Below are 23522 nucleotides of genomic sequence, written 5' to 3' on the forward strand. Positions count from 1 at the left end.
TGACCGGAGCCAGTGACCGGAGCCAGTGACCGGAGCCAGTGACCGGAGCCAGTGCCCGGAGCCGGCGGTCGGAGCCGGTGGTTGGAGCAGGTGCCCGGAGCAGATGGCCGGACCAGGCCGCCGAGCCGCCGCCGGGAGCCCGGACGAGAAGCCGGTGTGACGGCCGCGTGCCGGGAGTGTGACCGGCGAGGCACCGCCCCCGGTAATCCGGAGGCCCCGCGCACCCTTATCCTTCCTGTACGCCCTCGGGGTTCACCCGGGTCAGCGGGCCCCGTACGGGCCGGGCGAGGCGCGTATCGGCGTGCTCTCCGGGCCGCCGAGCCGCAGCCTGAGCGCTGCCGCGACTCCGTACCGTGACCCGGGCGTCGGCCGTCCGGTGATCCCGGCCCCGGTCGGCAGGGCGGGGACAGCAAGGCCGAGCACCGACCCGGGAAGCAGCGGGGGGTGCCGTGTGTTGCGTCGGAGTGGTACGTCGAACGCTGTGTCAAACCAGGCACGGCAGCGCGCGGAAGGGGCCCGATGGAAGCCGGCAGCAGGTGGACGACCTGGTGGCAGAAGCGTGATCGTCAGCGGGCCCGCCCGGGCGACGCGGACACTCCCGCCGCCCGACTGGATCAGCTGCTCGGCGCGGTCCGCGCCGGTTTCCCGCTCGCACCCGCCGCCCATCCGGCCGGCTACCGATGTTCCTGCGACCGGGTCGCCTGTCCGGCCCCCGCCCAGCACCCGGTGTCCTTCGCCTGGCAGACCCAGGCCACCACCGACCCCGAGCAGCTGGCCCGCTGGATCTCCCGCGACCCGCGGGCCAACTTCGTCACCGCCACCGGCCGCGTGCACGACGTCCTGGACGTCCCGGCCGAGGCCGGGCGGCTGGCGCTGGAGCGGCTGACCGCGCTCGGCGTCGAGGGGCCGGTGGCCGCCGTCGGCGATGACCGCTACCTGTTCTTCACCGCCACCCGCGGCACCCCGCAGGACGAGGACGAGTGGTGGCCGAGTGTCCTCGACTCCACCCCGGACACCATGTCCGAGCACCCCGGCCTGCGTTGGCACTGCCGCGGCTCGTACACGCTGCTCCCGCCGGCCGCGCTGCCGGACGGCTCCCAGGTCGGGTGGCTGCGCGGGCCCGAGCTGCCCCTGCCGGACCCGCTGCGCGTCCTGGACGTGCTGACCGACGCCTGCACCGAGGTCGGCGCGGTCGCCGAGGAGCAGTGGCTCATCGGCTGAAAGGCGCGCCGACCTCGGTGCGAGGCCAACGGGGTCACGGCAGGGTGAGGATCTCCGCGCCGTCCGCCGTGACCACCAGGGTGTGCTCGAACTGGGCGGTGCGCTTGCGGTCCTCGGTGACGACCGTCCAGCCGTCCGCCCAGATCTCGTAGTCGTAGGTGCCCAGGGTGAGCATCGGCTCGATGGTGAAGGTCATCCCGGGCTTGATCACCTCGGTGGCCCGCTCGCTGTCGTAGTGCGGGATGACCAGGCCGGAGTGGAACGACGTGTTGATGCCGTGCCCGGTGAAGTCCCGCACCACGCCGTAGTCGAAGCGCTTGGCGTAGGACTCGATGACCCGCCCGATCACGTTGATCTGACGGCCCGGCTTGACCGCCTTGATCGCCCGGTTGAGGCACTCCCGGGTCCGCTCGACGAGCAGTCGGGACTCCTCGTCCACGTCGCCCACCAGGTAGGTGGCGTTGAGGTCGCCGTGCACCCCGTGGATGTACGCGGTGGCGTCGATGTTGACGATGTCGCCGTCCTGCAGGACGGTCGAGTCCGGGATGCCGTGGCAGATGACCTCGTTGATCGAGGTGCAGATCGACTTGGGGAAGCCCCGGTAGCCGAGGTCGGACGGGTAGGCGCCGTGGTCGCACATGTAGTCGTGGGCGACGGCGTCCAGCGCGTCGGTGGTGACGCCGGGGGCGATCAGCTTGGCCGCCTCCGCCATCGCCTGCGCGGCGATCCGGCTCGCGATCCGCATCTTCTCGATCGTCTCGGCGGTCTGCACCTCGGGCCCGGTGTACGGGGTCGGCGCGGGCTTGCCGACGTACTCGGGGCGCGCGATGTGCGCCGGGACCTTGCGGGTGGGGGACTGGATGCCGGGTACGAGAGCCATGCCTGCGAGTCTATCGGCCGGGCCCCGTCCGGCCGGGCGGTGTGCGGAGCGGCCCCGCGCGGGGAATGATCGGTACCGACCCATCCGTCTGCACGGGAGACCGTCATGCCCCTGGGATTCCACCGCAAGCCGACCGGCCGGCCCGGCGAGTGGTTCTACTGCATCAAGCACGGCAAGGTCGAGGAGGGCCCCGAGTGCCCCGCCAAGGACCGCCTCGGCCCGTACGCCACCCCCGACGAGGCCGCCCATGCCCTCCAACTCGCCGACGAGCGCAACCGCGAGTGGCAGAACGACCCGCGCTGGAGCGACAAGCCGAAGGACGAGGCCGAGTAGCGCTTGCCGGACGGTTGCGGGCGAGGGGCCATTGTGTACACATGGGACACCGTGTACGCTTGGGCGCATGACGCAGCCGTTGCCCATAGAGTCGATCCGCGACGTCCGCGCGCACCTGGCCGAAGTGGTCGAGCGGGCCGATCGGGACGACGTACCCACCGTGATCACACGCCGCGGCAAGGAGGTCGCCGCCGTCGTGTCGATCGAGGTCCTGCGGAAGTACCAGGCGTGGGAAGAGCGCGAGATCAACCGGATCATCGACGAGCGCATGGCCAACCCCTCGCCGGGCATTCCCATCGAGGACGTCATGAGGGAGACGCTGGCCCGCAGTGAGTGAGTACCGCACCGTGTTCCGGCCGGAGGCTCAGGCCGAACTTCGGAAGATCCCCCGCGACATGGCGCTTCGCATCCTGGCCAAGCTGACCGAGCTGGAAAGCGATCCGCTCGGCTTCAACACCACCGCACTCGTGTCGCAGCCCGACCGCCGGCGCCTGCGCGTGGGCGATTACCGAATCGTCTACACGATCGACAACGGACAGCTGGTGGTGTGGGTCGTACACGTCGGCCACCGCTCCACGATCTACAACACCTGACGAAACGTCGAGGCCGCCCGACCCCAGCGCTGGGGTCGGGCGGCCTCGATGTGCCGGTGTGGGCAACGGGTTTTCCGCCGGCGCGGAGCTACCAGCGGCTGATCGCCGGCGCCGCCGTGAGCCGGCCGGCCAGGTCGGCGAGCCGGTCCAGTGCCGAGCGCCGGGCCGGGGGCTGCCCGGCAGCGGCGCTGACCAGGTGCTGGGCGAGGTCGAAGGGCTCGTCCGCGGCCGTGCCGACGGCCAGCCGCTCGTGCGCGAGCCCGCCGAGGTCCCCGGCATCGGCCGGGGCCGCGCCGTCCACCGCGAGCACCGTCGCACCGTGCCGACGGGCGTCCTGCACCCGCTCCAGCAGCGGCGCGCCGGCCGCCGAGGGGGCCACCACCAGGACGGTCGCGCCGCGCCGGGCCTCGGTGAGCCGCCGCAGGTCCTGCGCCAGGTGGGCCGGGGCGCCGGCCGGCGGACGGTGCCGGAGCAGGGTGGGCGCCAGCCGGGGGACGTCCGACCACGCGGCCTCGTCCTCCAGGTGGGCGGCCAGATGCCAGGGCTCGTACGCCTCGGTGCCGACCAGCAGCAGCCCGCCCGCCCCGCGCCGGGACACCGACCGCCGCAGCGAGCCGGCGAAGCCGCCGACCACTTCCAGCCAGCCGGTGCCCGCCAGATGCTGCCGGAGTGCCGAAACTCTCACCGCGTCCATGCGGGCCAGAATGTCGCGCCCGGCTGGGAGTTTGGCAGGATCGGCCCATGACTTCCCTCGATTCAGCGACAAACCCGGCCCACGAGCTGCCGGACGTCTCGCAGCTGGTGGTCGGCGTCCTCGGCGGCACCGGCGACCAGGGGCGCGGACTGGCCCTGCGGCTGGCCAAGGCCGGCCAGCAGGTGATCATCGGCTCGCGCGACGCGGTCCGGGCCGAGGCCTCCGCCGCCGAGCTGGGCCTCGGCGTGCGCGGCGCCGACAACGCCACCGCCGCCCGGGAGAGCGACATCGTGATCGTCGCGGTGCCGTGGGACGGGCACGCCGCGACCCTCACCGCGCTGCGCGAGGAACTGGCCGGCAAGATCGTCGTGGACTGCGTCAACCCGCTCGGCTTCGACAAGCAGGGCGCGTACGCGCTGGTGCCGGAGGAGGGCAGCGCCGCCCAGCAGGCTGCCGCGCTGCTCCCGGACTCCCGGGTCACCGCCGCCTTCCACCACCTCTCGGCGGTGCTGCTCCAGGACGAGTCGGTGGAGCAGATCGACACCGACGTGATGGTGCTCGGCGACGAGCGGGCCGCCACCGACGTCGTGCAGGCCCTGGCCGAGCGGATCCCCGGCATGCGGGGGATCTTCGCCGGGCGGCTGCGCAACGCCCACCAGGTGGAGTCGCTGGTGGCCAACCTGATCTCGGTCAACCGCCGTTACAAGGCGCACGCGGGTCTGCGGATCACGGACGTCTGATCCCGGGCGATGTCGTGTCGGCTTCACCCCCGGACCCGGTCCGGGGGTGAGGTCGGCGACAATGGGTCCCGGCCGCCCCCCGGCCCGACCGTTCCCGGCCCTAGGAGCCTTCCGTCATGCCCCGCACGTCCCTCTTCGCCCTGATCGTCGTCGTCCTCGCGCTGACCGCCGCCGTGGTCTCGCTGACCCAGGGTTACTGGCTGGGCCTGATCTGGATCCCGATGGCGGGCGTGGCGAGCAACGTGCTCTGGATGAACCGCCGTCGGGCGAAGCTGGCCTCCCAAGCCACCGACCAGGCCACCGACCGGGCCTAGTTCTTCCAGAAGCTGAAGAGGTATCGGCCGAGCGTCGCGTAGTCGGCGTCCACGCCGAACAGGCTCATCATGTCGTGGACGACCCCGAAGAAGAACGAGTTGACCTGCGGCTGCCACAGCAGCGCGAACACCGCGAGCATCCCGTACGGGGCGAACGGCTCGACGGCGCGCCGCGTCTGGTACGACAGCCAGGGCTCGACGATCCCGTAGCCGTCCAGGCCGGGCACCGGCAGCAGGTTCAGCAGCGCCGCGCTGAGCTGGAGGAAGCCGAGGAAGCCGAGCGCGCCGGAGAAGGGCGAGACGGGCAGCTCGTAGCCGTTCCAGACCGCGTGCACGGTCGGGTCGTCCAGCCAGCCGGCGCCGATCGGGATCAGCAGCACCGCCGCGAACACCAGGTTCACCAGCGGCCCGGCCGCCGAGATCAGGCTGTGCTTGAGCCGCCCCTGGATCCGGTGCCGCTCGATCCAGACCGAGCCGCCGGGCAGGCCGATGCCGCCGAGGATCACGAAGACGATCGGCAGCACGAAGCTGAGCAGGACGTTGGTGTACTTGAGCGGGTTGAGCGTCAGGTAGCCCTTGGCGCCGACGCTGATGTCGCCGCCGTGCAGCGCGGTGCGCGCGTGCGCGTACTCGTGCAGGCAGAGCGAGACCATCCAGCCCGCCACCACGAACAGGAACACCCCGAACGATGTGTTGCCGTACCCGGCGTACACCGCCCAGGCGGAGGTGCCGAGTATGGCGAGGAGCACCCAGAACACCGGGCTGATCCGGCGGTCGTCGCTGCGCGAGCGCTGCGTTGCGGCGAAGGTCATGGTGGGGTGCTCCGGGTCTGTCGGGAAGAGCGGGCTCTGGGTGGTCGGGGGATCGATCATGCCGGGCGCGCCGGTGACCGGACAAGCCGCCCCGGGTGAACGTCCGGCACCCCCGTCCGGGTTCCGCGCGGACACGAACGTCGGAGCCGCAGGGCCGGGCGGGAGGGCCAGCACAATTGTGCGCCCGCACCACCGGGCATCGACCAGAATGGTCCGGTGCATTACGGCATCCTCGGAACCACCACCGCCCACCACGACGACGGCACGCCGGTCCCGCTCGGCGGCGCCCGGCTGCGGGCGCTGCTCACCGCGCTGGCCCTGCGGCAGGGCCGCCCGGTGCCGGCCGACCTCCTGGTGGACGAGGTGTGGGACACCGAGCCGCCGCAGGACTCCTCCGCCGCGCTGCAGACCCTGGTCGGCCGGCTGCGCCGCACCATCGGCCGGGACGAGGTCGGCTCCGGCCCCGCCGGGTACTGGCTGACCGGCCCGGCCACCGACCTCGCCGAGTTCCGCCGGCTGGCCGACGAGGGCCGCCACGCGCTCGACGCCGGCGACCACGCCCGCGCCGCCGAGCGGCTGCGGGCCGCCCTGGCGCTCTGGCGCGGCCCCGCGCTGGCCGACCTGCCGGACCGCGGCGGCCCGGCCGCCCGGCTGGAGGCGCAGCGCGACGAGGCCCGCCGGCATCGCATCACCGCCGATCTCGGGCTGGGCCGGGCCGCCGAGCTGGTCGCGGAGCTGGCCGAACTGTGCGACCGGCGTCCGCTGGACGAACCGTGGCAGTACCTGCTGGTCCGGGCGCTGCAGGAGAGCGGCCGGACGGCCGAGGCGCTGCGGCACTACGAGCGGACCAGGCGCGCCCTCGCCGACGAGCTCGGCGTCGACCCCGGTCGTCAACTCAAGTCCCTATACGCCGAGTTGCTGGCCCCGTCCGAGACGGCCCCGGCGCAAGCGGCGGAGCGGACCCCCACGCCGCCCCAACCCCCGCGCGCCGTAGGCAACCTGCGCGGCCGGCTCACCAGCTTCGTCGGCCGGGAGAGCGATCTCGCGGCCCTGCGCGAGGTTCTGACTATCAGTCGGCTGGTCACCCTCACCGGCCCGGGCGGCTCCGGCAAGACCAGTCTCTCGATCGAGGCCGGCCGCGCCGAACTCGCCGCCGGGCACTGGCCGGACGGCGTCTGGCTGGCCGAACTCGCGCCGCTGGAGAGCCCGGACGCCGTCCCCGCCGCCGTCGTCTCCGCGCTCGGCCTGCGCGAGATCGTCCTGCACAGCAGCAGCATGGTTGCCGAGGTGATCGAGAAGCGCGCCGAGGACCCGCTGCGCCGGCTGGTCGAACACTGCGGCCACGGCCGGATGCTGCTCGTCCTGGACAACTGCGAGCACCTGATCCAGGCCGCCGCCGACCTCGCCGAGGTGCTGCTGGTCGAGTGCCCGGGCCTGACCGTGCTCGCCACCAGCCGCGAACCGCTCGGCGTGCCCGGCGAGACCGTCCTGCCCGTCGAGCCGCTGCCCGACCCGGTGGCGCTGCGCCTGCTCGCCGAGCGCGCCGCCGCTGCCCGTCCCGGCTTCGACCCGCGCAGCGAGCCGGAGGCCTGCGCCGAGATCTGCCGCCGCCTGGACGGTCTGCCGCTCGCCATCGAACTCGCCGCCGCCCGGCTGCGGGTGATGACGGCCCGCCAGATCGCCGACCGCCTGGACGGCCGCTTCGGCCTGCTCACCGCAGGCAGCCGCACCCTGCTGCCGCGCCAGCAGACCCTGCGCGCGGTCGTCGACTGGAGCTGGGACCTGCTCGGCAAGCGCGAACGCGCCGTCCTGCGCCGCCTCTCGGTGTTCGCGGGCGGCTGGCGGCTGGAGGACGCCGAGGCGATCTGCGCCGACGACTCCGAGGTGCCCCGCGAGGAGGTCGCGGACCTGCTGCTCTCGCTGGTGGACAAGTCCCTGCTGGTGGCCGACCTCGGCGGCGCGGGCCTGCCGCGCTACCGGATGCTGGAGACCATCCACGAGTACGCGGTCGAGCGGCTGGCCGAGTCCGCCGAGCAGGCCGCGACCGAGGGCCGCCACCTGGCGCATTTCCGCGCGGTGGTCGCCACCGCCGACCTGAACATCCACGGCCCGCAGCAACTGCACTGGCTGGCCGTGCTGGAGAGCGAGCAGGACAACATCCGGGCCGCGCTGCGCCGTGCCGTCGACCGCAGGGACGAGGAACAGGCGCTGGTCGTCGCCCTCGGCATGAGCTGGTACTGGTCGCTGCGCGGCTACAGCATGGAGGCCCGCGGCTGGTACGACGCGGTGGCCGCGCTCGCCCCGGACCCGTTCGACCCGGCCGGGCCGGCCCCGGTGCCGCTGGAGCGCCACGTGCTCGCGTACGGCGTGCCGATGCCGGTGGGGGTGGCCGAGGAGGCCCGCCGGATGCTCGCGATGTACCGGCTGGTCGGGCTGTTCGAGGGGAACCTGGAGGTATTGGGCGACCCGGAGGCGATCGCCGTCTCGCAGCACCTGCTCGCCGCCTACACCCCGGACCTGCCGCAGGCCTACCGGTTCCCGGCGCTGATGCGGGTGTTCGCGGCCTTCCTGACGGGCCGGCTGGACGTGATGAAGGACCTGATGGACGACGCGGTGCGCGGCTGCGAGGTGCACGGCGGGCCGACCGATCTGGCGTTCATCCTGCAGATCCGGGCCAAGATGATGAACGACTGGCCCGGCGGCGCGGAGCAGGGAATCCGTGACGGCGAGCGGTCCCTGGAGCTGTGCCGGCAGGCCGGGGACCTCTGGGGAATCTCCCAGGCGCTCTCGGCCCGCGGTGAGGCGCTGGCCAACCGGGGGGACGCCGAGGAGGCCGCCGCCGCGTACGAGCAGGCGATCGAGCTGGCCGAGGAGCTGGGCGCGCCGCAGGAGGTGCCGATCCTGCGGGTGAACCTCGGCAGCGCCGTGCTGGAGCAGGACATGGCGCGCGGCGAGCGGATCATCCGGGACACCCTCGCTGCCCTCGACAACCCGGGTGCGAGGCAGGTCACCACCGGCGCGCTGCTGTTCGGGCATCTGACGCTCTGCGGCATCCACGCCCACCGCGGCGAGTACCCGCAGGCGCTGGCCGAGCTGGACCAACTGGACGTGACCCGGGTCGGCGGCTTCGCCCCCGGCATGACGGCCGGGCTGCTGACGACCGCGCGGGGCTGGGTCACGGCGCGCGCCGGCGACCCGGACCGGGGACTCGCCCTGATGCGCGACGGCCGGCGGCTGCTCCGCTCGACGAAGGCCGGGAGCGGCTTCGCCGAGCAGATGGCGGTCATGGTCGTGCCGGCCACGGTGGGGGTGCTGCGCGCCTTCGCCGAGCGCGACGGCGACCTGGCGAAGGCCCGCCTGGCCACCGTCCTGCTCGGCGCGCACACCGGGCTGAACGGCCCGAAGGGCGGCTTCCTGGACCGGGCGGAACGCGAGCGCTCGGCGGCCGCCCTGCGGGCCGTGCTGGGTGACGACGCGTACGAGACCGCCCACGCCGAGGGCAACGGCATGACCCCGCAGCAGACCAGGGACCTGCTGGAGACCGTGATCGGCTGACCGGGGCGGGCGGCCGGCCCTTCCCCCCGCGGAGGGCCGGCCGCCCCGTCTCAGGTGCGCTTGCGGAAGCGGGCCACCGCGAGCGGGGCGAAGATCGCGGTCGAGGCGGCGGACCAGATCAGCACGACCATCACCGGGTGGGCGATCGGCCCCTGACCGTTGAGCAGGCCACGGGCGGCGTCGGCCAGCGCGGACAGCGGGTTGACCTTGGTGAAGGCCTGCAGCCAGCCCGGCATGGTCTCGGTCGGCGCGAAGATCGAGCTGCCGAACTGCATCGGCATCAGGACCAGCATGGAGACGCCCTGGACGGCCTGGGCGCTCTTCATCGCCATGCCCAGCAGCATCGAGATCCAGACGATCGACATGCCGAACACCAGCGACAGGCCGACCGCGGCCAGCAGCTCCAGTACGCCGGTCTTGAGCTCGAAGCCGAGGATGAACGCGAAGGTCAGCAGGATCGCGGAGGAGATCAGCGCCCGCAGCGTCTCCGCCACGATCTTGGAGAGCAGGACGGAGGCCCGGCCGATCGGCAGGGTGCGGAACCGGTCCATCACCCCGGTCTGGAAGTCGCTGTTCAGACCGGTGCCGACGGCCAGTGCCAGGGTCATGCCGGTCTGCCCGAGCAGACCGGGGATCAGCCGCTGCTTGTAGTCGTCCTGGTTGCCCGACATGGCGCCGCCGAAGACGTAGACGAACAGCACCGTGAAGACGATCGGCATCAGCACGGCGTCGAACATCGACTCCGGGTCGGCCTTGATCCGCATCAGGTTGCGCCGGGTCAGCGCGCCGACGTGGCGCAGGGTGCCGGCCAGGCCGATCCGGGGGTCCTCGGCCCGGGTGTCCCCGGCCCGGGTGGGGGCGAGCGTGGCGGTGGTCATGCGACGGGCTCCTTGACGAGGGCGATGGCGGGCGCGGTGGCCGGGTCGGCGGTGGGCTTGCCGGTGATGGCGAGGAAGACCTCGTCCAGGCTGGGCACCTTGGTGTCGATGCCGGCGATCGCGAAGCCGCGGCCGCCGAGCACCCCGATCACGGTGGTGAGCTGCTCCTCGCCGGTGATCGGCACCGCGAGCAGGCCGTCGTCGGGGGAGATGGTGGCGCCGGTGATGCCGCTCTCGTGCAGGCGGCGGGCCATCTCCGGCAGTTCGGCCGGGTGGGCCGGGCGGACCTGGAGAATCTGGCCGCCGACCTTGGCCTTGAGCTCGGCGACGCCGCCGTTGGCGATCACCTTGCCCCGGTCGATGACGGTCAGCTCGTTGGCGAGCTGCTCCGCCTCCTCCATGTACTGGGTGGTCAGCAGCACGGTGCTGCCCTCGGCGACCATCCGCTGCACCTCGTCCCAGACCTCGTTGCGGGTGCGCGGGTCCAGACCGGTGGTGGGCTCGTCCAGGTAGAGCACCTGGGGGCGGCCGATCATGCTGGCGGCCAGGTCGAGGCGGCGGCGCATGCCGCCGGAGTAGGTCTTGGCGGGCCGCTTGGCGGCCTCGGTGAGCGAGAAGCGCTCCAGCAGTTCGGCGGCCCGGGCCTTGGCCCCGCGGCTGGAGAGGTCGAGCAGCCGGCCGATCAGGTAGAGGTTCTCGTAGCCGGAGAGCAGTTCGTCCACGGACGCGTACTGGCCGGTCAGGCCGATGGTGCGGCGCAGCTGCTTGGGCTGGCGCAGGACGTCGTAGCCGCCGACGAACGCGGTGCCGGCGTCCGGCTTGATCAGCGTGGAGAGGATGCGGACCAGCGTGGTCTTGCCGGCGCCGTTGGGGCCGAGCAGGGCGAGGACGGTGCCCTCGCGGACGGTGAGGTCGACGCCGTCGAGGGCCTTGGTGGTGCCGAAGTGCTTGACCATGCCGTGCACCTCGACGGCGTTCCCGGCTGTTCCCCGCGTGTTCGGGGCGGTGGCGATTCCTGTCATGCCTCCAGGCTGTCCGCCCCGGCTGTCAGCGCCCTGTCGTACGGCCGGGCCCGCTGTCACGCCGCTGTCATCGCCGCTCGGGCGTGACAGCGGCCCCGCTCCGACCTGCGGAGCGGGGCCGTAGAGCCAGGTGCCGTCAGTGGAAGCTGTGCTCGGCCGCCGGGAAGGCGCCGGTGCGAACCTCCTCGGCGAACTCACGTGCGGCGTCGCCGAGGACGCCGCGCAGGTTCGCGTACTTCTTGACGAACTTGGGCACCCGGCCCGCCGTCATGCCGGCCATGTCGGTCCAGACCAGAACCTGGGCGTCGGTCTCCGGGCCGCCGCCGATGCCGACGGTCGGGATCGCCAGCTGCTCGGTGACCTGGGCGGCCAGCTCGGCGGGCACCGCCTCCAGCACCACCGAGAAGGCGCCGGCCTGCTGGACGGCCTTGGCGTCGCGCAGCAGCTGGTGCGCCGCCTCGTCGCCGCGGCCCTGGACCGGGTAGCCGCCGAGGGCGTGCACGGACTGCGGGGTGAGGCCGATGTGGGCCATCACCGGGACGCCGGCCTCGACCAGCAGCTCGATCGAGCGGGCGCTGCGCTCCCCGCCCTCCAGCTTGACCGCGCCGACCCCGGCCTCCTTCATCAGCCGGGCCGCGTTGCGCATGGCCTGCGCGGGGGACTCCTGGTAGGAGCCGAACGGCAGGTCGGCGACGATCATGGCCCGCTCGGTGCCGCGGACGACGGCGGCGGAGAGCATCACCATCTGATCCATGGTCACCGGCACGGTGGTCTCGTAGCCGAGGTGGCAGTTGCCGGCCGAGTCGCCGACCAGCAGGACGGGGATGCCCGCCTCGTCGAACACCCCCGCGGTGAGGGCGTCGTAGGCGGTGAGCATGGACCACTTCTCGCCGCGCTGCTTGGCGGCGGCGAGATCGCGGACGGTGACGCGTCGGTTGGTGACCCCGCCGTAGAGGGTGGCGGGCGACGCCTGGTTCTGGGCAGGCGAAGACGGAGAAGCGTTCATCGAACAGGCTCCTGAAGGGTTGTCGTCTCGTGGCGCCGTGCGGCGTCCCCGGATCACCTCCATGCTTGCACGCCCCGGCGCGAGCGCAAAGGGGCGTGCGGGCGGCCCGGTGCGATCTGCGGCACACCGGCTGGGGCACACCGGCTGGGGCACACCGGCTGGGGCACACCGGACGGGCTTTGCCCTCATTTTGCGAAACGGGGTCGTCTCGTATCGAAAAGGCGGCTACTCTGATCAAGGGGGTTACGAGACGTCCGCGGCTCGGAATTGCCCGCCAGTGCCACGCCATCACGGACGGGAAGACCAATGACCACCGCAGCCGCGCCACCCCGTGTGCCGGAAGCCATCCACCGCCGCCGCTGGGCGATCCTCTGCACCCTGGTGCTCGCCCTGCTCGTCGTCGTCCTCGACAACTCGATCCTCAACGTCGCGATGAAGACCATCGCGACCCCGGCGCCGGTCGGACTCGGCGCCACCCAGAGCGACCTGGAATGGTCGATCAACTCCTACACCCTGGTGTTCGCCGGACTGCTCTTCACCTCGGGCCTGCTCGGCGACCGCTTCGGCCGCAAGCGCGCCCTGCTGGCCGGCATGGTGGTCTTCGGCATCGCCTCGCTGCTGTCCGCCATGGCCGCGACGCCCGGTGAACTCGTCGGCTACCGCGCCCTGATGGGCGTCGGCGCCGCACTCGCGATGCCCGCCACGCTGGCCATCATCATGAACGTCTTCGAGCGCGCCGAGCAGCCCAAGGCGATCGGCATCTGGGCGGGCGCGGTCGGCCTGGCCATCGCGATCGGCCCGATCACCGGAGGCGTGCTGATCGAGCACTTCTGGTGGGGCTCGGTCTTCCTGATCAACGTCCCGATCGTGATCGTCGCGGTGATCGCGATGGTGATCCTGGTGCCCGAGTCCAAGGACCCGAACCCGGGCCGGCTCGACCCGGTCGGTGTGCTGCTGTCGATCATCGGCCTGGTCGCGCTGATCTACGGCATCATCAAGGGCGGCGAGCTGGCCGACTTCACCGCCGCCGGGGCCTGGGTGCCGGTGCTGGTCGGCGTGGTGGCCCTGGTCGCGTTCGTCTGGTTCGAGCGCCGCACCGCGCACCCCGCGCTGGACGTCACCTGGTTCCGCAACAAGGTGTTCAGTGCCTCCGTGGTGGTCGTCGGCGTGGTGTTCTTCGCGCTGATGGGCGTCTCCTTCTTCGGCGTCTTCTACATCCAGAGCGTGCGCGGCTACAGCGCGCTCCAGGCCGGTCTGCTGATGCTGCCGCTGGCCGTCGCCCAGCTGCTGTTCGCGCCCCGGGCCCGGCTCGTGGTCGACCGCTTCGGCGTCGCCGCCACCGCCGCCGTCGGCATGCTGCTGATCGGGGTCGGTTTCGTCGGCTACACCCTGCTGACCGCCGCCACGCCGATCTGGGTGCTGATCGTGCTCGGCCTGCTGATGGGCTCGGGCATGGCCCACGTCATGCCGCCGGTCACCGTCGCGATCATGGGCTCGCTGCCCCGCGAGAAGGCCGGCGCCGGCTCGGCCGTCAACAACACCTTCCGCCAGGTCGGCGGCTCGCTCGGGGTCGCCGTGCTCGGCGCGGTGCTCTCCACCTTCTACCGCGACGGCATGACCGACACCCTGAACCAGCTGCCGGCCGAGTACCGCGACAAGGCCGGCGAGTCCCTGGAGGCCACCCTGGCCATCGCCGGCCGGCTCGGTCCCAAGGGGCAGGCGCTGCTCGGCCCGGCCAACGACTCCTTCATCAGCGCCATGCACGTGGTGGCCTCGCTCTCCGCGGGCATCACCGTGGCCGGCGCCCTGATCGCCTGGTTCCTGCTCCCGCGCAAGGCCGCCGGCCCCACCGGCGGGCCCGGCGCCCCGGCCGTCCAGCCGGCCGATCAGTCGACCGACCGGCGGGAGACCGCGGCCGCGGACGCCTGACCGGCGAAGCGCTGAGCGACAATGGCCCTGCCGCCCCGGGTACGCCCGGAGCGGCAGGGCCTTACGGACCGGGTCCGGCCACCACCCGGCCGGCCCCGGACCATGGGAAACGGAACGGCGCCCGCGCGCCCGTAGATCCAGGGAGAACAGCGGGGATGAAGACGGACACTCCGGCCGCCGGGGCCGGGCAGCCCTGCGCCACCGCGCGCCGCGGCCGGCCGCGCAGCGAGGCCGCCGAACAGGCCATCTTCACCGCCGTCGAGGACCTGATGGCGGGCGGCACCACGCTGTCCGAGCTCACCATCGAGGGCATCGCCACCGCCGCCGGCGTCGGCAAGGCCACCATCTACCGGCGCTGGCCCAACAAGGAGGCCCTGCTGGTCGACGTGGTCAGCCGGCTGGAGGTCCCGATGCCGGAGTCGACCGGCGGCAGCGCCCGGGACGAGCTGGTCGCGATGATCGACTACATGCGCCGGCGCGGCCTGGCCAAGCGCACCCGCTGGGTGCTCAAGGCCGCCTTCGGCCAGATGCACAGCCTCCCGGAGCTGCACGCCGCCTACCACGACCGGGTGGTCAAGCCGCGGCGCGAGGCGGCCCTCGACCTGGTCCAACGGGCCATCGACGAAGGCGTGCTGCGCGCCGACCTCGATCTCGACCTGCTCGGCGACCTCCTGTTGGGCCCGATCCTCTACCGGAGCATCCTCTGGGAGGACTCCGACCTGGAGGACCCGGAGCTGGCCCGCAAGATGGTCGACGCCCTGCTTGACGGCCTCGCCCCCCGCCCCGCCGCCCCCTGACGCCGGACGTCTGAACGCCCCGACGCCTGACGTGGCCTGGCTCACCAAACCGGGCCACGCCGGAACCCCGCTCCAAGGGCCCCGCGTCTGTCCCGGCATAGGCTGAGCCGGGATCCGATCAAACCGGCACCAGTCCGGCACAACACCCGGAACCCGACGGACCCGGCGCCGGACCGGCGGACGGCACGAGCGAACGGGAGCCACGGATGACGCAGACGGACAGGACCGACCGGCCCCGGCGCGAGGAGAGCGCCCCGGACCCCGCGGGCCGTCCCGGGCGCTTCCTGGGCCTGCGGCACTGGGGCCGGGACGGCCGCGGCAGCACCACCTGGCGGCGCGGCCTGGTCCTCGCCGCGCTGGCCCTGCTCACCGCCGTGCTGCTGGCCTTCCACGCCGAGATCCCCAACAGCGTCGGCAACCTCGGCAGCCTGCTGGAGACCTTCCTGCCCTGGGCCGGCCTGGCCGTCCCCGTGCTGCTGGTCGCGGCGCTGCTGCGCCGCTCGGCCACCGCGCTGATCGCCCTGCTGGTGCCCGCCGTGCTCTGGCTCAACCTGTTCGGCGGCCTGCTGACCGACAAGAGCGGCGGCAAGGGCGACTGGACGGTGGTCAGCCACAACGTGGCCGCCGACAACACCGACGTGCCGGGCACGGTCCGCGGGCTGGTGGACTCCGGCGCACAGATCGTCGCCCTCCAGGAGCTGGCCGGCAAGGCGCTGCGCGGCTACGAGACCGGCCTGGCCCCGGCGTATCCGTACCACGCGGTCGAGGGCACCGTCGGCCTCTGGTCGAAGTACCCGATCGCCGATGTCACACCGGTTGACCTCAAGATGGGCTGGACCCGGGCCTTCCGGGCGCAGGTCACCACCCCGCAGGGCCCGGTCGCGGTGTACGTCGCGCACCTGCCGTCCGTCCGGCTGAAGGCCGAGGGCGGCTTCACCGTCGACCAGCGGGACGTCAGCGCGCAGGCGCTCGGCGACGCGATCCAGGCCGAGCCGCTGAAGAAGGTGCTGCTGCTCGGCGACCTCAACGGCACCATGAACGACCGCAGCCTGGCGCCGGTCACCTCGCAGATGCGCTCGGCCCAGGGTGCGGCCGGGGACGGCTTCGGCTTCAGCTGGCCGGCGGCCTTCCCGATGGCCCGGATCGACCAGATCATGAGCAAGGGCGCCCTGTTGCCGGTCGACTCCCGCACCCTGCCCCGGGACGGCAGCGACCACCTCGCGGTGGCCGCCACCTACCGGTACGCCTAGATCAGCCGCTGGATCAGCCGCGCCGCCAGCGGTTGGTGATCGGCAGGCGGCGGTCCCGGCCGAAGTTCTTGACCGAGATCTTCGGGCCCGGCGGGTACTGGCGCCGCTTGTACTCGGCGGTGTCGACCAGCCGGACCACCCGGTCCACCACGGCCGGGTCGAAGCCGGCCGCGACGATCGCGTCCCGGCCCTCGTCGCCCTCGATGTACCGGTCCAGCACGCTGTCCAGCAGGTCGTAGTCGGGCAGCGAGTCGGTGTCCATCTGGTCCGGCCGCAGCTCGGCGGACGGCGGCTTGCTGATCGTGTTCTCCGGGATCGGCGGCACCTCGCCGCGCCGCTCGGCCTCCTCGTTGCGCCAGCGGGCCAGCCGGAAGATCAGCGACTTGTACACGTCCTTGATCGGCCCGAACGCGCCCACCGAGTCGCCGTACAGGGTCGAGTAGCCGACCGCCAGCTCGCTCTTGTTGCCGGGCGCGAGCACGATGTGCCCCTCCTGGTTGGAGATCGCCATCAGCAGGGTGCCGCGCAGCCGGGACTGCAGGTTCTCCTCGGCCAGGCCGGTCAGCTCGGTGGCGCCCATGTAGGCGTCGAACATCGGGGCGATGGAGACCGTCCGGAAGTGCAGTCCGGTGCGGCGGGCCAGCTCGGCCGCGTCGTCGCGGGAATGCTGCGAGGAGTAGCGGCTCGGCATGGAGACGCAGTACACGTTCCCGGCGCCGATCGCGTCCACGGCGATCGAGGCGACGAGTGCCGAGTCGATGCCGCCGGAGAGGCCGATCAGCACGGACCTCAAGCCGTTCTTGGCGACGTACGCCCGGGTGCCGGAGACCAGCGCGGCCCAGATCTCGGCCTCGTCGGAGAGCCGCGGCGCCACCTCGGTGGCCTGCTTCTCGGCGGGCGCGGGCCGCGGCTCGCCGCCCAGCTCGGTACGGACCAGGCGCAGGCCGTCGCTCAGCAGCAGGCCGTCGGTGTGGTCGCTGCTGGCGGCCGGCAGGTCGAGGTCGAGGACCAGCAGGTGCTCCTCGAACTGCGGGGAGCGGGCCAGCACCTCGCCGTCCGCGCCGACCACGATCGAGTCGCCGTCGAAGACCAGCTCGTCCTGGCCGCCGACCATGTTCACGTAGGCCAGCGGGCAGCCCGCCTCGGCGGCCCGGCGCCGGACCAGGTCGAGCCGCTGGTCGTCCTTGTTCCGCTCGTACGGCGAGCCGTTGATCACCAGCAGCAGCCCGGCCTCGGCCTCGCGGGCCGCCGTCACCCGGCCGCCGTCCTGCCAGATGTCCTCGCAGATCGCCAGCGCGACGTCCACCCCGTGCAGCCGCAGCACCGGCAGCTGGTCGCCCGGGACGAACCAGCGGAACTCGTCGAACACGCCGTAGTTGGGCAGGTGGTGCTTGGCGAAGCGGGTCACCACCTCGCCCCGGTGCAGCACCGCCGCGCAGTTCTGCGGAGACCCGGCCGGGCGGCCGAAGCGCGGCGAGGCGTGCTCGGAGCGCCCGAGGTAGCCGACCACCACCGGCACCTCGCCCAGCCCGTCGTCGGCCAGCCGCCCGGCCAGCTCGACCAGCGCGCCGCGGGAGGCCTCGACGAAGGAGTGGCGCAGGGCGAGGTCCTCGACCGGGTAGCCGGTCAGGACCATCTCAGGGAAGGCGACCAGCTGGGCACCGGCCTCCACGGCCTGCTTGGTCCAGCGCACCACCTCATCACTGTTGCGGGCGATGTCACCGACCCAGGGGTCGATCTGGCTCAGGGCGAGACGGAGATTCGGCATGCCTTCGAGTGTAATCGTCGATCTGACGCAATGTGGCGGCCGGGGGGCCGGCGAGCACCCGGGGAGGGGGCCGGGACTGCCCATGGCGGCGATGATCGGCCATGATGGGGACAGTCGCCTTCGGGGGCCTTCCGGGCGTAACACGAGCGTAAAGAGCAGAGGTGAGACTGTCCCCATGGGCAAGCAACAGCAGTTCGTGCTTCGGACGCTCGAAGAGCGTGACATCCGGTTCGTCCGGCTGTGGTTCACCGACGTGCTCGGGTTCCTCAAGTCGGTCGCGGTGGCGCCGGCCGAGCTGGAACAGGCCTTCGAGGAGGGCATCGGCTTCGACGGCTCCGCGATCGAGGGCTTCGCCCGGGTCTACGAGTCCGACATGATCGCCAAGCCGGACCCGACCACGTTCCAGATCCTGCCGTGGCGCTCGGAGACGCCGGGCACCGCCCGGATGTTCTGCGACATCCTGATGCCGGACGGCTCGCCCTCCTTCGCCGACCCCCGGTTCGTGCTCAAGCGCACCCTGGAGAAGGCCTCCGACCAGGGCTTCACCTTCTACACCCACCCCGAGATCGAGTTCTTCCTGCTGAAGAACCTGCCCGGCGACGGCACCCCGCCGATCCCCGCCGACCAGTCCGGCTACTTCGACCACACCCCGCGCGGGGTCGGCCACGACTTCCGCCGCCAGGCGATCACCATGCTGGAGTCGATGGGCATCTCGGTGGAGTTCTCCCACCACGAGGGCGCCCCCGGCCAGCAGGAGATCGACCTGCGATACGCCGACGCGCTGTCGACGGCCGACAACATCATGACCTTCCGCCTGGTCATGAAGGAGGTTGCGCTGGAGCAGGGCGTGCACGCGACCTTCATGCCGAAGCCCTTCTCCGACCACCCCGGCTCGGGCATGCACACCCACCTCTCGCTGTTCGAGGGCGACCGCAACGCCTTCCACGAGTCCGGCGCCGAGTACCAGCTCTCCAAGGTCGGCCGCTCCTTCATCGCCGGCCTGCTCAAGCACGCCGCCGAGACCGCCGCCGTCACCAACCAGTGGGTGAACTCCTACAAGCGCATCTGGGGCGGCTCCCAGCGCACCGCCGGCGCGGGCGGCGAGGCCCCGTCGTACATCTGCTGGGGCCACAACAACCGCTCGGCGCTGATTCGGGTGCCGATGTACAAGCCCGGCAAGCAGGGCTCGACCCGGGTCGAGGTCCGCTCGCTGGACACCGGCTGCAACCCCTACCTCGCCTACGCGGTGACCCTCGCGGCCGGCCTCAAGGGCATCGAGGAGGGCTACGAGCTCCCGCCCGGCGCCGACGACGACGTCTGGGCGCTCTCCGACTCCGAGCGCCGCGCCCTCGGCATCCAGCCGATGCCGCAGAACCTCGGCGAGGCCATCGACCTGATGCAGCGCAGCGAACTGGTCGCCGAGACGCTCGGCGAGCACGTCTTCGACTTCTTCCTGAGGAACAAGCGCCAGGAGTGGGAGGAGTACCGCTCCGAGGTCACCCCCTTCGAGCTGCGGAAGAACCTCCAGGTGCTCTGACGATCCGTCAGCTGTCAAGCGGGCCTGCTCCGATCGGGGCAGGCCCGCTCTGTTTCGGGCGGGCCCGGGTTCCTGCACCAGAGTGATTTGCGCCGGGTGCTTCGGCTGTGTCCTGCACGAAATGCCCGATTTATGCCCCTTTCCCATGAATCCTCACTTCTGGCGTCGTAAAGGCGCCGAGCGGCCTCGCTGATCAGCGGGGACCGCATCGGGTTCGGAGTCCGGAAAGGGTTGGTCCCAGCATGTCCAACGTAGTGACCAGAGTGGCGAAGGCCGCCAGAAGCAGGGTCGTGGCGGGCTCGGCGGCGGCACTGGTGCTCGCCATGGGGGCGGCGGCGTTCGCCGGGCCGGCCGTGGCGCAGGGCAACGCCGGTCACATCCAGGTCCACCTGCTCACGACGGGAGTCAACGACGACCGCAACGATCCGAAGGTCTGTCAGTTCTACATCGACGCCTTCGGCTTCGACGCCGGCGAGACGCTGACCTGGGAGGTTTCCCCCGGCACCTTCGGCATGCACGGGCCGCCGGTCGCCGCCGGCAGCGCGACGTTCAACCCGGGGGCGGGCAACATCGGGCAGGACATCTCCGGGCCGCTCAACACGGACATGGGCTTCACGGACGGCATGTTCGTGAGCATCGAGGGTAACGGCTCCGGCGAGAAGCACAAGGAGTTCAAGATCGACTGCGGCCAGCCGATCCCGGTCGCGCACCCCGCGGTCGCGGGTGCCGCGGCGGCGGTCGCGGCTCCGGCCGCGGTCGGGTTCTTCCTGTGGCGTCGCCGCCGCAGCCTCACGGCGTGATCCCGGAGGCCGTCGGATGAACCGTGGTGGGGCAGTGGCCGTCGTTCTCGGGACGCGGCCCGAGATCGTCAAGCTGGCCGGGGTGGTGCGCGGGCTCGGTGAGCGCGCCCGCGTCGTCTACACCGGTCAGCACTACGACGAATCGCTCTCGGGCGCCTTCTTCCGTGGGCTTCGGTTGCCGCCCCCCTACACCCGCCTCGCCGGAGTCGGCGGGGCGGCGCGGGGGCGGCAGATCGGGACGATGATCTCGGCGCTGTCCGAGCTGTTCAGTGCCGATCCGCCGGCCGCGGTGATCGTGCAGGGCGACACCAACACGACCTCCGCGGGCGCCCAGGCCGCCCACTACCAGGGTGTGCCGGTGGTCCACGTGGAGGCCGGGCTGCGCTCGCGCGACCGGGCGATGCCGGAGGAGACCAACCGGCAGGTGGTGGGCGTGCTCGCCGACGTGCACTGCGCGCCGACCGGGTCGGCGGCCGCGAACCTGCGCGCCGAGGGCGTGCCGGAGCAACGGATCCGGATCACCGGCAACACCATCGTCGAGGCGGTCGCCGAATCGCTGCCCGGCCGGGCGCAGTCCCTGGCCATGCTCCGCCGGTACGGGGTGGACCCGGACCGGTACGTGCTGGCGACGATCCACCGGCCGGAGAACACCGACGAACCGGCCCGGCTGCGCCGCATCCTCACCGAGCTCGCCGACCTGGGGCTGCCGGTGCTGTTTCCGATCCACCCCCGGACCAGGTCGTGCGCCGAGGCGCAAGGCCTCGGCGGGCTGCTGGACCGGCTGCGCGTCGTCGAGCCGATCGACCACGCGTCCTTCCTCGGACTGGCGCTCCACACCCGCCTGCTCGTCTCCGACTCGGGTGGCGTCCAGGAGGAGTGCACGGTCCTCAAGAAGCCCCTGATCGTGGTGCGCAACAGCACCGAGCGCCCGGAGGCGGTCGACGCGGGGTTCGCCACCCTCCTGCGGCCGGGCCCGGAACTCGGCCGCCTCGCGCGTGCCCTGATCGCCGACACCTCGTTGACAGGTCGGCTGGCCGCCCGCCCGTCGCCGTTCGGGGACGGCCGGGCCAGTGAGCGCATCGTCGAGATCGCGCTGGGGCTTGCCGACCGGCAGGCCGACGCGACCCGTACCGGCAGGCCCCTGCCGGTGCCGGGGCCGAAGCCCCGGGCAGTGGTCACGGTGCCCTGACCACCACGCCAGCCCACCCCCATACCGACTACGAGCGGAGGAACCCCCATGTACAAACCCCCTATGCCGCACGGCGGCGTGGCCGCCGGCGGCGGCGCGCTCGCCGCGACCGGCGGCGGCCAGAGCGTTCTGATGACGCTGCTGGCGATGGTCCTCGGCATCTCCGGTGCAGTGCTGATGCGGGTCGCGCGTCAGCGCCGCGAGCATGGCTGAGGCCGTTAATCCGGCAGGAACGCTCGGCACCGGGGCCGGATCGCGCGCGGGCGCGGTCCGGTCCCTGCGGCTGTGCCTGTCCGGAGCGCTGCTGATCGGCGCGCTGCTGCTGATGGTCCACAACGACCGCTTCCGCTCGCTGGAGGCGGTCGCGGCGGGCCCGCTCGTCCACCTCGTCACCGCCAGCCCGGTCGCGGTGGACCCCCGCTTCGCGATCGTGTTCTTCGATGTGCACAGCCTGCGGATGGAGGGGTTGAGGATCACCTCCGAGTGCACGGCCGCGCTGGTCATCGCCCCGATCGCGGCGCTGGCCGGCGTCCTGGTCGGCTTCGTCAGGTTCCGGGTGGGCCGGGTGCTGACGGCGCTGGGCGTGTCGGCGCTGATCCTGTTCGCGGTCAACCAGCTGCGGCTGCTGCTGATCGCCTTCGCCACGCACACCTGGGGCCTGAAGCACGGCTACGGCTGGTCGCACCTGCTGGTCGGGTCCCTGATGACCAGTGTCGGGGCGATGCTCTCGATCGCCGCGTTCTTCCTGCTCGTCTCCCGGACCGGCCGAGGCCGCGGGAGCGCACCCGCCGACGGAGGCACCGCACCGTGAACGACTCCGCAGGCACCGTCGTCAGCACGGCCATGGCGCTGTCGCTGATCCTCGGCAGCACGTTCGTGGCCTACCTGGTGACGCTGGTGGTGCCGTTCCTCCGGAGCAAGCCGCACCCGAGGGGCGACGCCGGCGCCTTCGACTGGCACGTGTTCGTTCCGTGCCTGGACGAGGCGGCGGTCATCGGGGACACCCTGACCAGGCTGCGGGCCGAGTTCCCCGGGATGCACCTGTGGGTGATCGACGACGAGTCGGCCGATGCCACGGCCGCCATCATCCGAGCCCACCAGATCGAGGACCCGCACGTCCACCTGGTCGCCCGGTACGCGCCGCACGCCCGGACGGGCAAGGGCGACGCGCTCAACGCGGCCTACCGGGCGCTGTGCGAGTGGCTGCCCGAGGGCGCGTCGGCCGACACGGTGGTCGTCGGCGTGTTCGACGCCGACGGCGCGCCCGCCCCCGGCTGCCTGGAGGTCATCGCCGCCGGCCACCTCTTCGGCGACCCCGAGGTGGCGGCCGTCCAGATCGAGGTGCGGATGGGCAACCGCACCGAGCGTCGGCCGATGCCGGACGGCGGGCGGCTGAGCAACCTGCTCGGCCGGACGCTGGTCCGCATGCAGGACCTGGAGTTCCGTACCGCGATCCCCGCCATGCAGCTGAGCCGCCGGGTCACCCGTACCGTGGCCCTCGGCGGCAACGGGCAGTTCGCCCGGCTCTCCGCGCTGCGGGACATCAGCGAGGGCGACGGCGGCCCGTGGCGCGGCTCCCTGCTGGAGGACTACGAGCTGGGCCTCCGCCTGACCCTGGCCGGCCGGCGGTCGGCGTTCACGCGGGACACCTGGGTGGATCAGGAGGGCCTGTGGAACGTCAAGCAGCTGCTCGTCCAGCGCTCCCGCTGGGGGCAGGGCGCCATGCAGTGCATGCAGTACCTGCCGCAGATCTGGCGGTCCCCGCGGCTGACCACGCTCGGCGTGCTGGAGATCTCGTACTGCCTCCTCCAGCCGTGGCTGCAGCTGTTCGGGAGCGTGGTGTACCCCGTGCTGATCGCGCTGCTGGCGCTGCGCTACGCGGCCCACCCGGCGATCATCGGCCAGTTCCTGGACAGTGGCGGGTGGGGGCTGCTGACCGCCTATCTCCTGTTCAGCGTCGTCCAGTTCACGCTCTGGGGGCCGCTCTACCGGGCCAAGTGCGAGCGCGGCAGCGGGTTCTGGCGCAGCATCGGCTGGGGCATCTGCTACACCGTCTACACCTGGCTGTACTGCGTGGCCACCTGGCGGGCGCTGGCCCGGCTGGTCAACGGCCGGGACAGCTGGGCGAAGACCAGGCGCAACGCCGAACTCAAGGCCGGTGCGCCGGTGGCGGTCGAGCACTGAAGCGGGCGACCGGGGCGGTG

23 protein-coding genes are annotated in these 23522 nt (G+C 72.4%); 16 read left to right on the forward strand and 7 right to left on the reverse strand.

Annotated features, from left to right (window positions below; all coding sequences use genetic code 11):
- Positions 1-519: 519 nt before the first annotated feature.
- On the forward strand, positions 520-1221 hold the full coding sequence (locus KV557_RS02965; protein ID WP_218198006.1) for a bifunctional DNA primase/polymerase: 702 nt from the start codon (positions 520-522) through the stop codon (positions 1219-1221).
- A 34-nt stretch (positions 1222-1255) separates the two neighbouring features.
- Here the strand turns inward: KV557_RS02965 and map are convergent, their stop codons facing one another.
- Positions 1256-2101, reverse strand: coding sequence for a type I methionyl aminopeptidase (gene map, locus KV557_RS02970; RefSeq protein WP_218198007.1), 846 nt, complete (start codon positions 2099-2101; stop codon positions 1256-1258).
- A gap of 105 nt (positions 2102-2206) precedes the next feature.
- Here map and KV557_RS02975 point away from each other — a divergent pair, with 105 nt between their 5' ends.
- The 3 genes from KV557_RS02975 (at position 2207) to KV557_RS02985 (ending at position 3027) form a co-directional block, all read left to right on the forward strand.
- Complete coding sequence (locus KV557_RS02975) at positions 2207-2434, forward strand: hypothetical protein (RefSeq protein ID WP_218198008.1); 228 nt, start codon at positions 2207-2209, stop codon at positions 2432-2434.
- A gap of 67 nt (positions 2435-2501) precedes the next feature.
- Complete coding sequence (locus KV557_RS02980; protein WP_218198009.1) at positions 2502-2771, forward strand: type II toxin-antitoxin system Phd/YefM family antitoxin; 270 nt, start codon at positions 2502-2504, stop codon at positions 2769-2771.
- Positions 2764-3027, forward strand: coding sequence for a type II toxin-antitoxin system RelE family toxin (locus tag KV557_RS02985; protein WP_218198010.1), 264 nt, complete (start codon positions 2764-2766; stop codon positions 3025-3027). The genes KV557_RS02980 and KV557_RS02985 overlap by 8 nt, the downstream gene beginning before the upstream one ends.
- An 88-nt stretch (positions 3028-3115) precedes the next feature.
- On the opposite strand, the gene KV557_RS02990 is transcribed toward KV557_RS02985, so the two are convergent.
- Entirely contained in the window at positions 3116-3721 is a 606-nt protein-coding gene (locus tag KV557_RS02990) for a hypothetical protein (RefSeq protein WP_218198011.1), read from the reverse strand.
- Between the two features lie 47 nt (positions 3722-3768).
- Here KV557_RS02990 and npdG point away from each other — a divergent pair, with 47 nt between their 5' ends.
- Positions 3769-4461, forward strand: coding sequence for an NADPH-dependent F420 reductase (gene npdG, locus KV557_RS02995; protein ID WP_218198012.1), 693 nt, complete (start codon positions 3769-3771; stop codon positions 4459-4461).
- 116 nt (positions 4462-4577) lie between these two features.
- On the forward strand, positions 4578-4775 hold the full coding sequence (locus KV557_RS03000) for a hypothetical protein (RefSeq protein ID WP_218198013.1): 198 nt from the start codon (positions 4578-4580) through the stop codon (positions 4773-4775).
- Here the strand turns inward: KV557_RS03000 and KV557_RS03005 are convergent.
- Entirely contained in the window at positions 4772-5587 is an 816-nt protein-coding gene (locus tag KV557_RS03005; protein WP_218198199.1) for a site-2 protease family protein, read from the reverse strand. The genes KV557_RS03000 and KV557_RS03005 overlap by 4 nt on opposite strands.
- A 216-nt stretch (positions 5588-5803) precedes the next feature.
- Between KV557_RS03005 and KV557_RS03010 the strand changes: the two genes are divergently transcribed.
- A complete protein-coding gene (locus KV557_RS03010) occupies positions 5804-9142 on the forward strand; it encodes an ATP-binding protein (RefSeq protein WP_218198014.1) in 3339 nt (1112 codons plus the stop codon).
- A 50-nt stretch (positions 9143-9192) separates the two neighbouring features.
- Here the strand turns inward: KV557_RS03010 and KV557_RS03015 are convergent, their stop codons facing one another.
- The 3 genes from KV557_RS03015 to panB all read right to left on the reverse strand — a co-directional run bounded on the left by KV557_RS03015 (position 9193) and on the right by panB (position 12048).
- Positions 9193-10020, reverse strand: a complete 828-nt coding sequence (locus tag KV557_RS03015; protein WP_218198015.1) for an ABC transporter permease — start codon at positions 10018-10020, stop codon at positions 9193-9195.
- Entirely contained in the window at positions 10017-11042 is a 1026-nt protein-coding gene (locus KV557_RS03020; RefSeq protein WP_218198016.1) for an ATP-binding cassette domain-containing protein, read from the reverse strand. The genes KV557_RS03015 and KV557_RS03020 overlap by 4 nt, the downstream gene beginning before the upstream one ends.
- A gap of 136 nt (positions 11043-11178) precedes the next feature.
- A complete protein-coding gene (panB, locus tag KV557_RS03025; RefSeq protein ID WP_218198017.1) occupies positions 11179-12048 on the reverse strand; it encodes a 3-methyl-2-oxobutanoate hydroxymethyltransferase in 870 nt (289 codons plus the stop codon).
- A 306-nt stretch (positions 12049-12354) separates the two neighbouring features.
- On the opposite strand from panB, the gene KV557_RS03030 reads away from it, so the two are divergent.
- The 3 genes from KV557_RS03030 (at position 12355) to KV557_RS03040 (ending at position 16024) form a co-directional block, all read left to right on the forward strand.
- Entirely contained in the window at positions 12355-13977 is a 1623-nt protein-coding gene (locus KV557_RS03030) for an MFS transporter (protein ID WP_218198018.1), read from the forward strand.
- A 155-nt stretch (positions 13978-14132) separates the two neighbouring features.
- A complete protein-coding gene (locus KV557_RS03035; RefSeq protein WP_218198019.1) occupies positions 14133-14774 on the forward strand; it encodes a TetR/AcrR family transcriptional regulator in 642 nt (213 codons plus the stop codon).
- 206 nt (positions 14775-14980) lie between these two features.
- Complete coding sequence (locus KV557_RS03040; protein WP_218198020.1) at positions 14981-16024, forward strand: endonuclease/exonuclease/phosphatase family protein; 1044 nt, start codon at positions 14981-14983, stop codon at positions 16022-16024.
- 13 nt (positions 16025-16037) lie between these two features.
- On the opposite strand, the gene KV557_RS03045 is transcribed toward KV557_RS03040, so the two are convergent.
- Positions 16038-17792, reverse strand: coding sequence for an NAD+ synthase (locus tag KV557_RS03045; RefSeq protein WP_218198021.1), 1755 nt, complete (start codon positions 17790-17792; stop codon positions 16038-16040).
- A gap of 175 nt (positions 17793-17967) precedes the next feature.
- On the opposite strand from KV557_RS03045, the gene glnA reads away from it, so the two are divergent.
- The 6 genes from glnA to KV557_RS03075 all read left to right on the forward strand — a co-directional run bounded on the left by glnA (position 17968) and on the right by KV557_RS03075 (position 23502).
- A complete protein-coding gene (gene glnA, locus KV557_RS03050; RefSeq protein WP_218198022.1) occupies positions 17968-19329 on the forward strand; it encodes a type I glutamate--ammonia ligase in 1362 nt (453 codons plus the stop codon).
- Between the two features lie 242 nt (positions 19330-19571).
- Positions 19572-20129: a hypothetical protein gene (locus tag KV557_RS03055; RefSeq protein ID WP_218198023.1), complete on the forward strand. Its 558-nt coding sequence runs from the start codon at positions 19572-19574 to the stop codon at positions 20127-20129.
- Positions 20130-20163: 34 nt separating this feature from the next.
- Positions 20164-21318 (forward strand): non-hydrolyzing UDP-N-acetylglucosamine 2-epimerase, encoded by a 1155-nt coding sequence (gene wecB / locus KV557_RS03060; RefSeq protein WP_308129741.1) that lies wholly within the window; start codon positions 20164-20166, stop codon positions 21316-21318.
- Between the two features lie 48 nt (positions 21319-21366).
- The gene (locus KV557_RS03065; protein ID WP_218198025.1) at positions 21367-21531 is read left to right on the forward strand and encodes a hypothetical protein; all 165 of its coding nucleotides are present in this window, start codon (positions 21367-21369) and stop codon (positions 21529-21531) included.
- On the forward strand, positions 21524-22129 hold the full coding sequence (locus KV557_RS03070) for an exosortase/archaeosortase family protein (RefSeq protein ID WP_218198026.1): 606 nt from the start codon (positions 21524-21526) through the stop codon (positions 22127-22129). Before KV557_RS03065 ends, KV557_RS03070 begins: the two co-directional genes overlap by 8 nt.
- Positions 22126-23502 (forward strand): glycosyltransferase family 2 protein, encoded by a 1377-nt coding sequence (locus KV557_RS03075; RefSeq protein WP_308129742.1) that lies wholly within the window; start codon positions 22126-22128, stop codon positions 23500-23502. The genes KV557_RS03070 and KV557_RS03075 overlap by 4 nt, the downstream gene beginning before the upstream one ends.
- Positions 23503-23522: the final 20 nt, after the last annotated feature.

It is taken from the genome of Kitasatospora aureofaciens, assembly GCF_019192735.1.
In the GTDB taxonomy this organism is placed as follows: domain Bacteria; phylum Actinomycetota; class Actinomycetes; order Streptomycetales; family Streptomycetaceae; genus Kitasatospora; species Kitasatospora aureofaciens_A.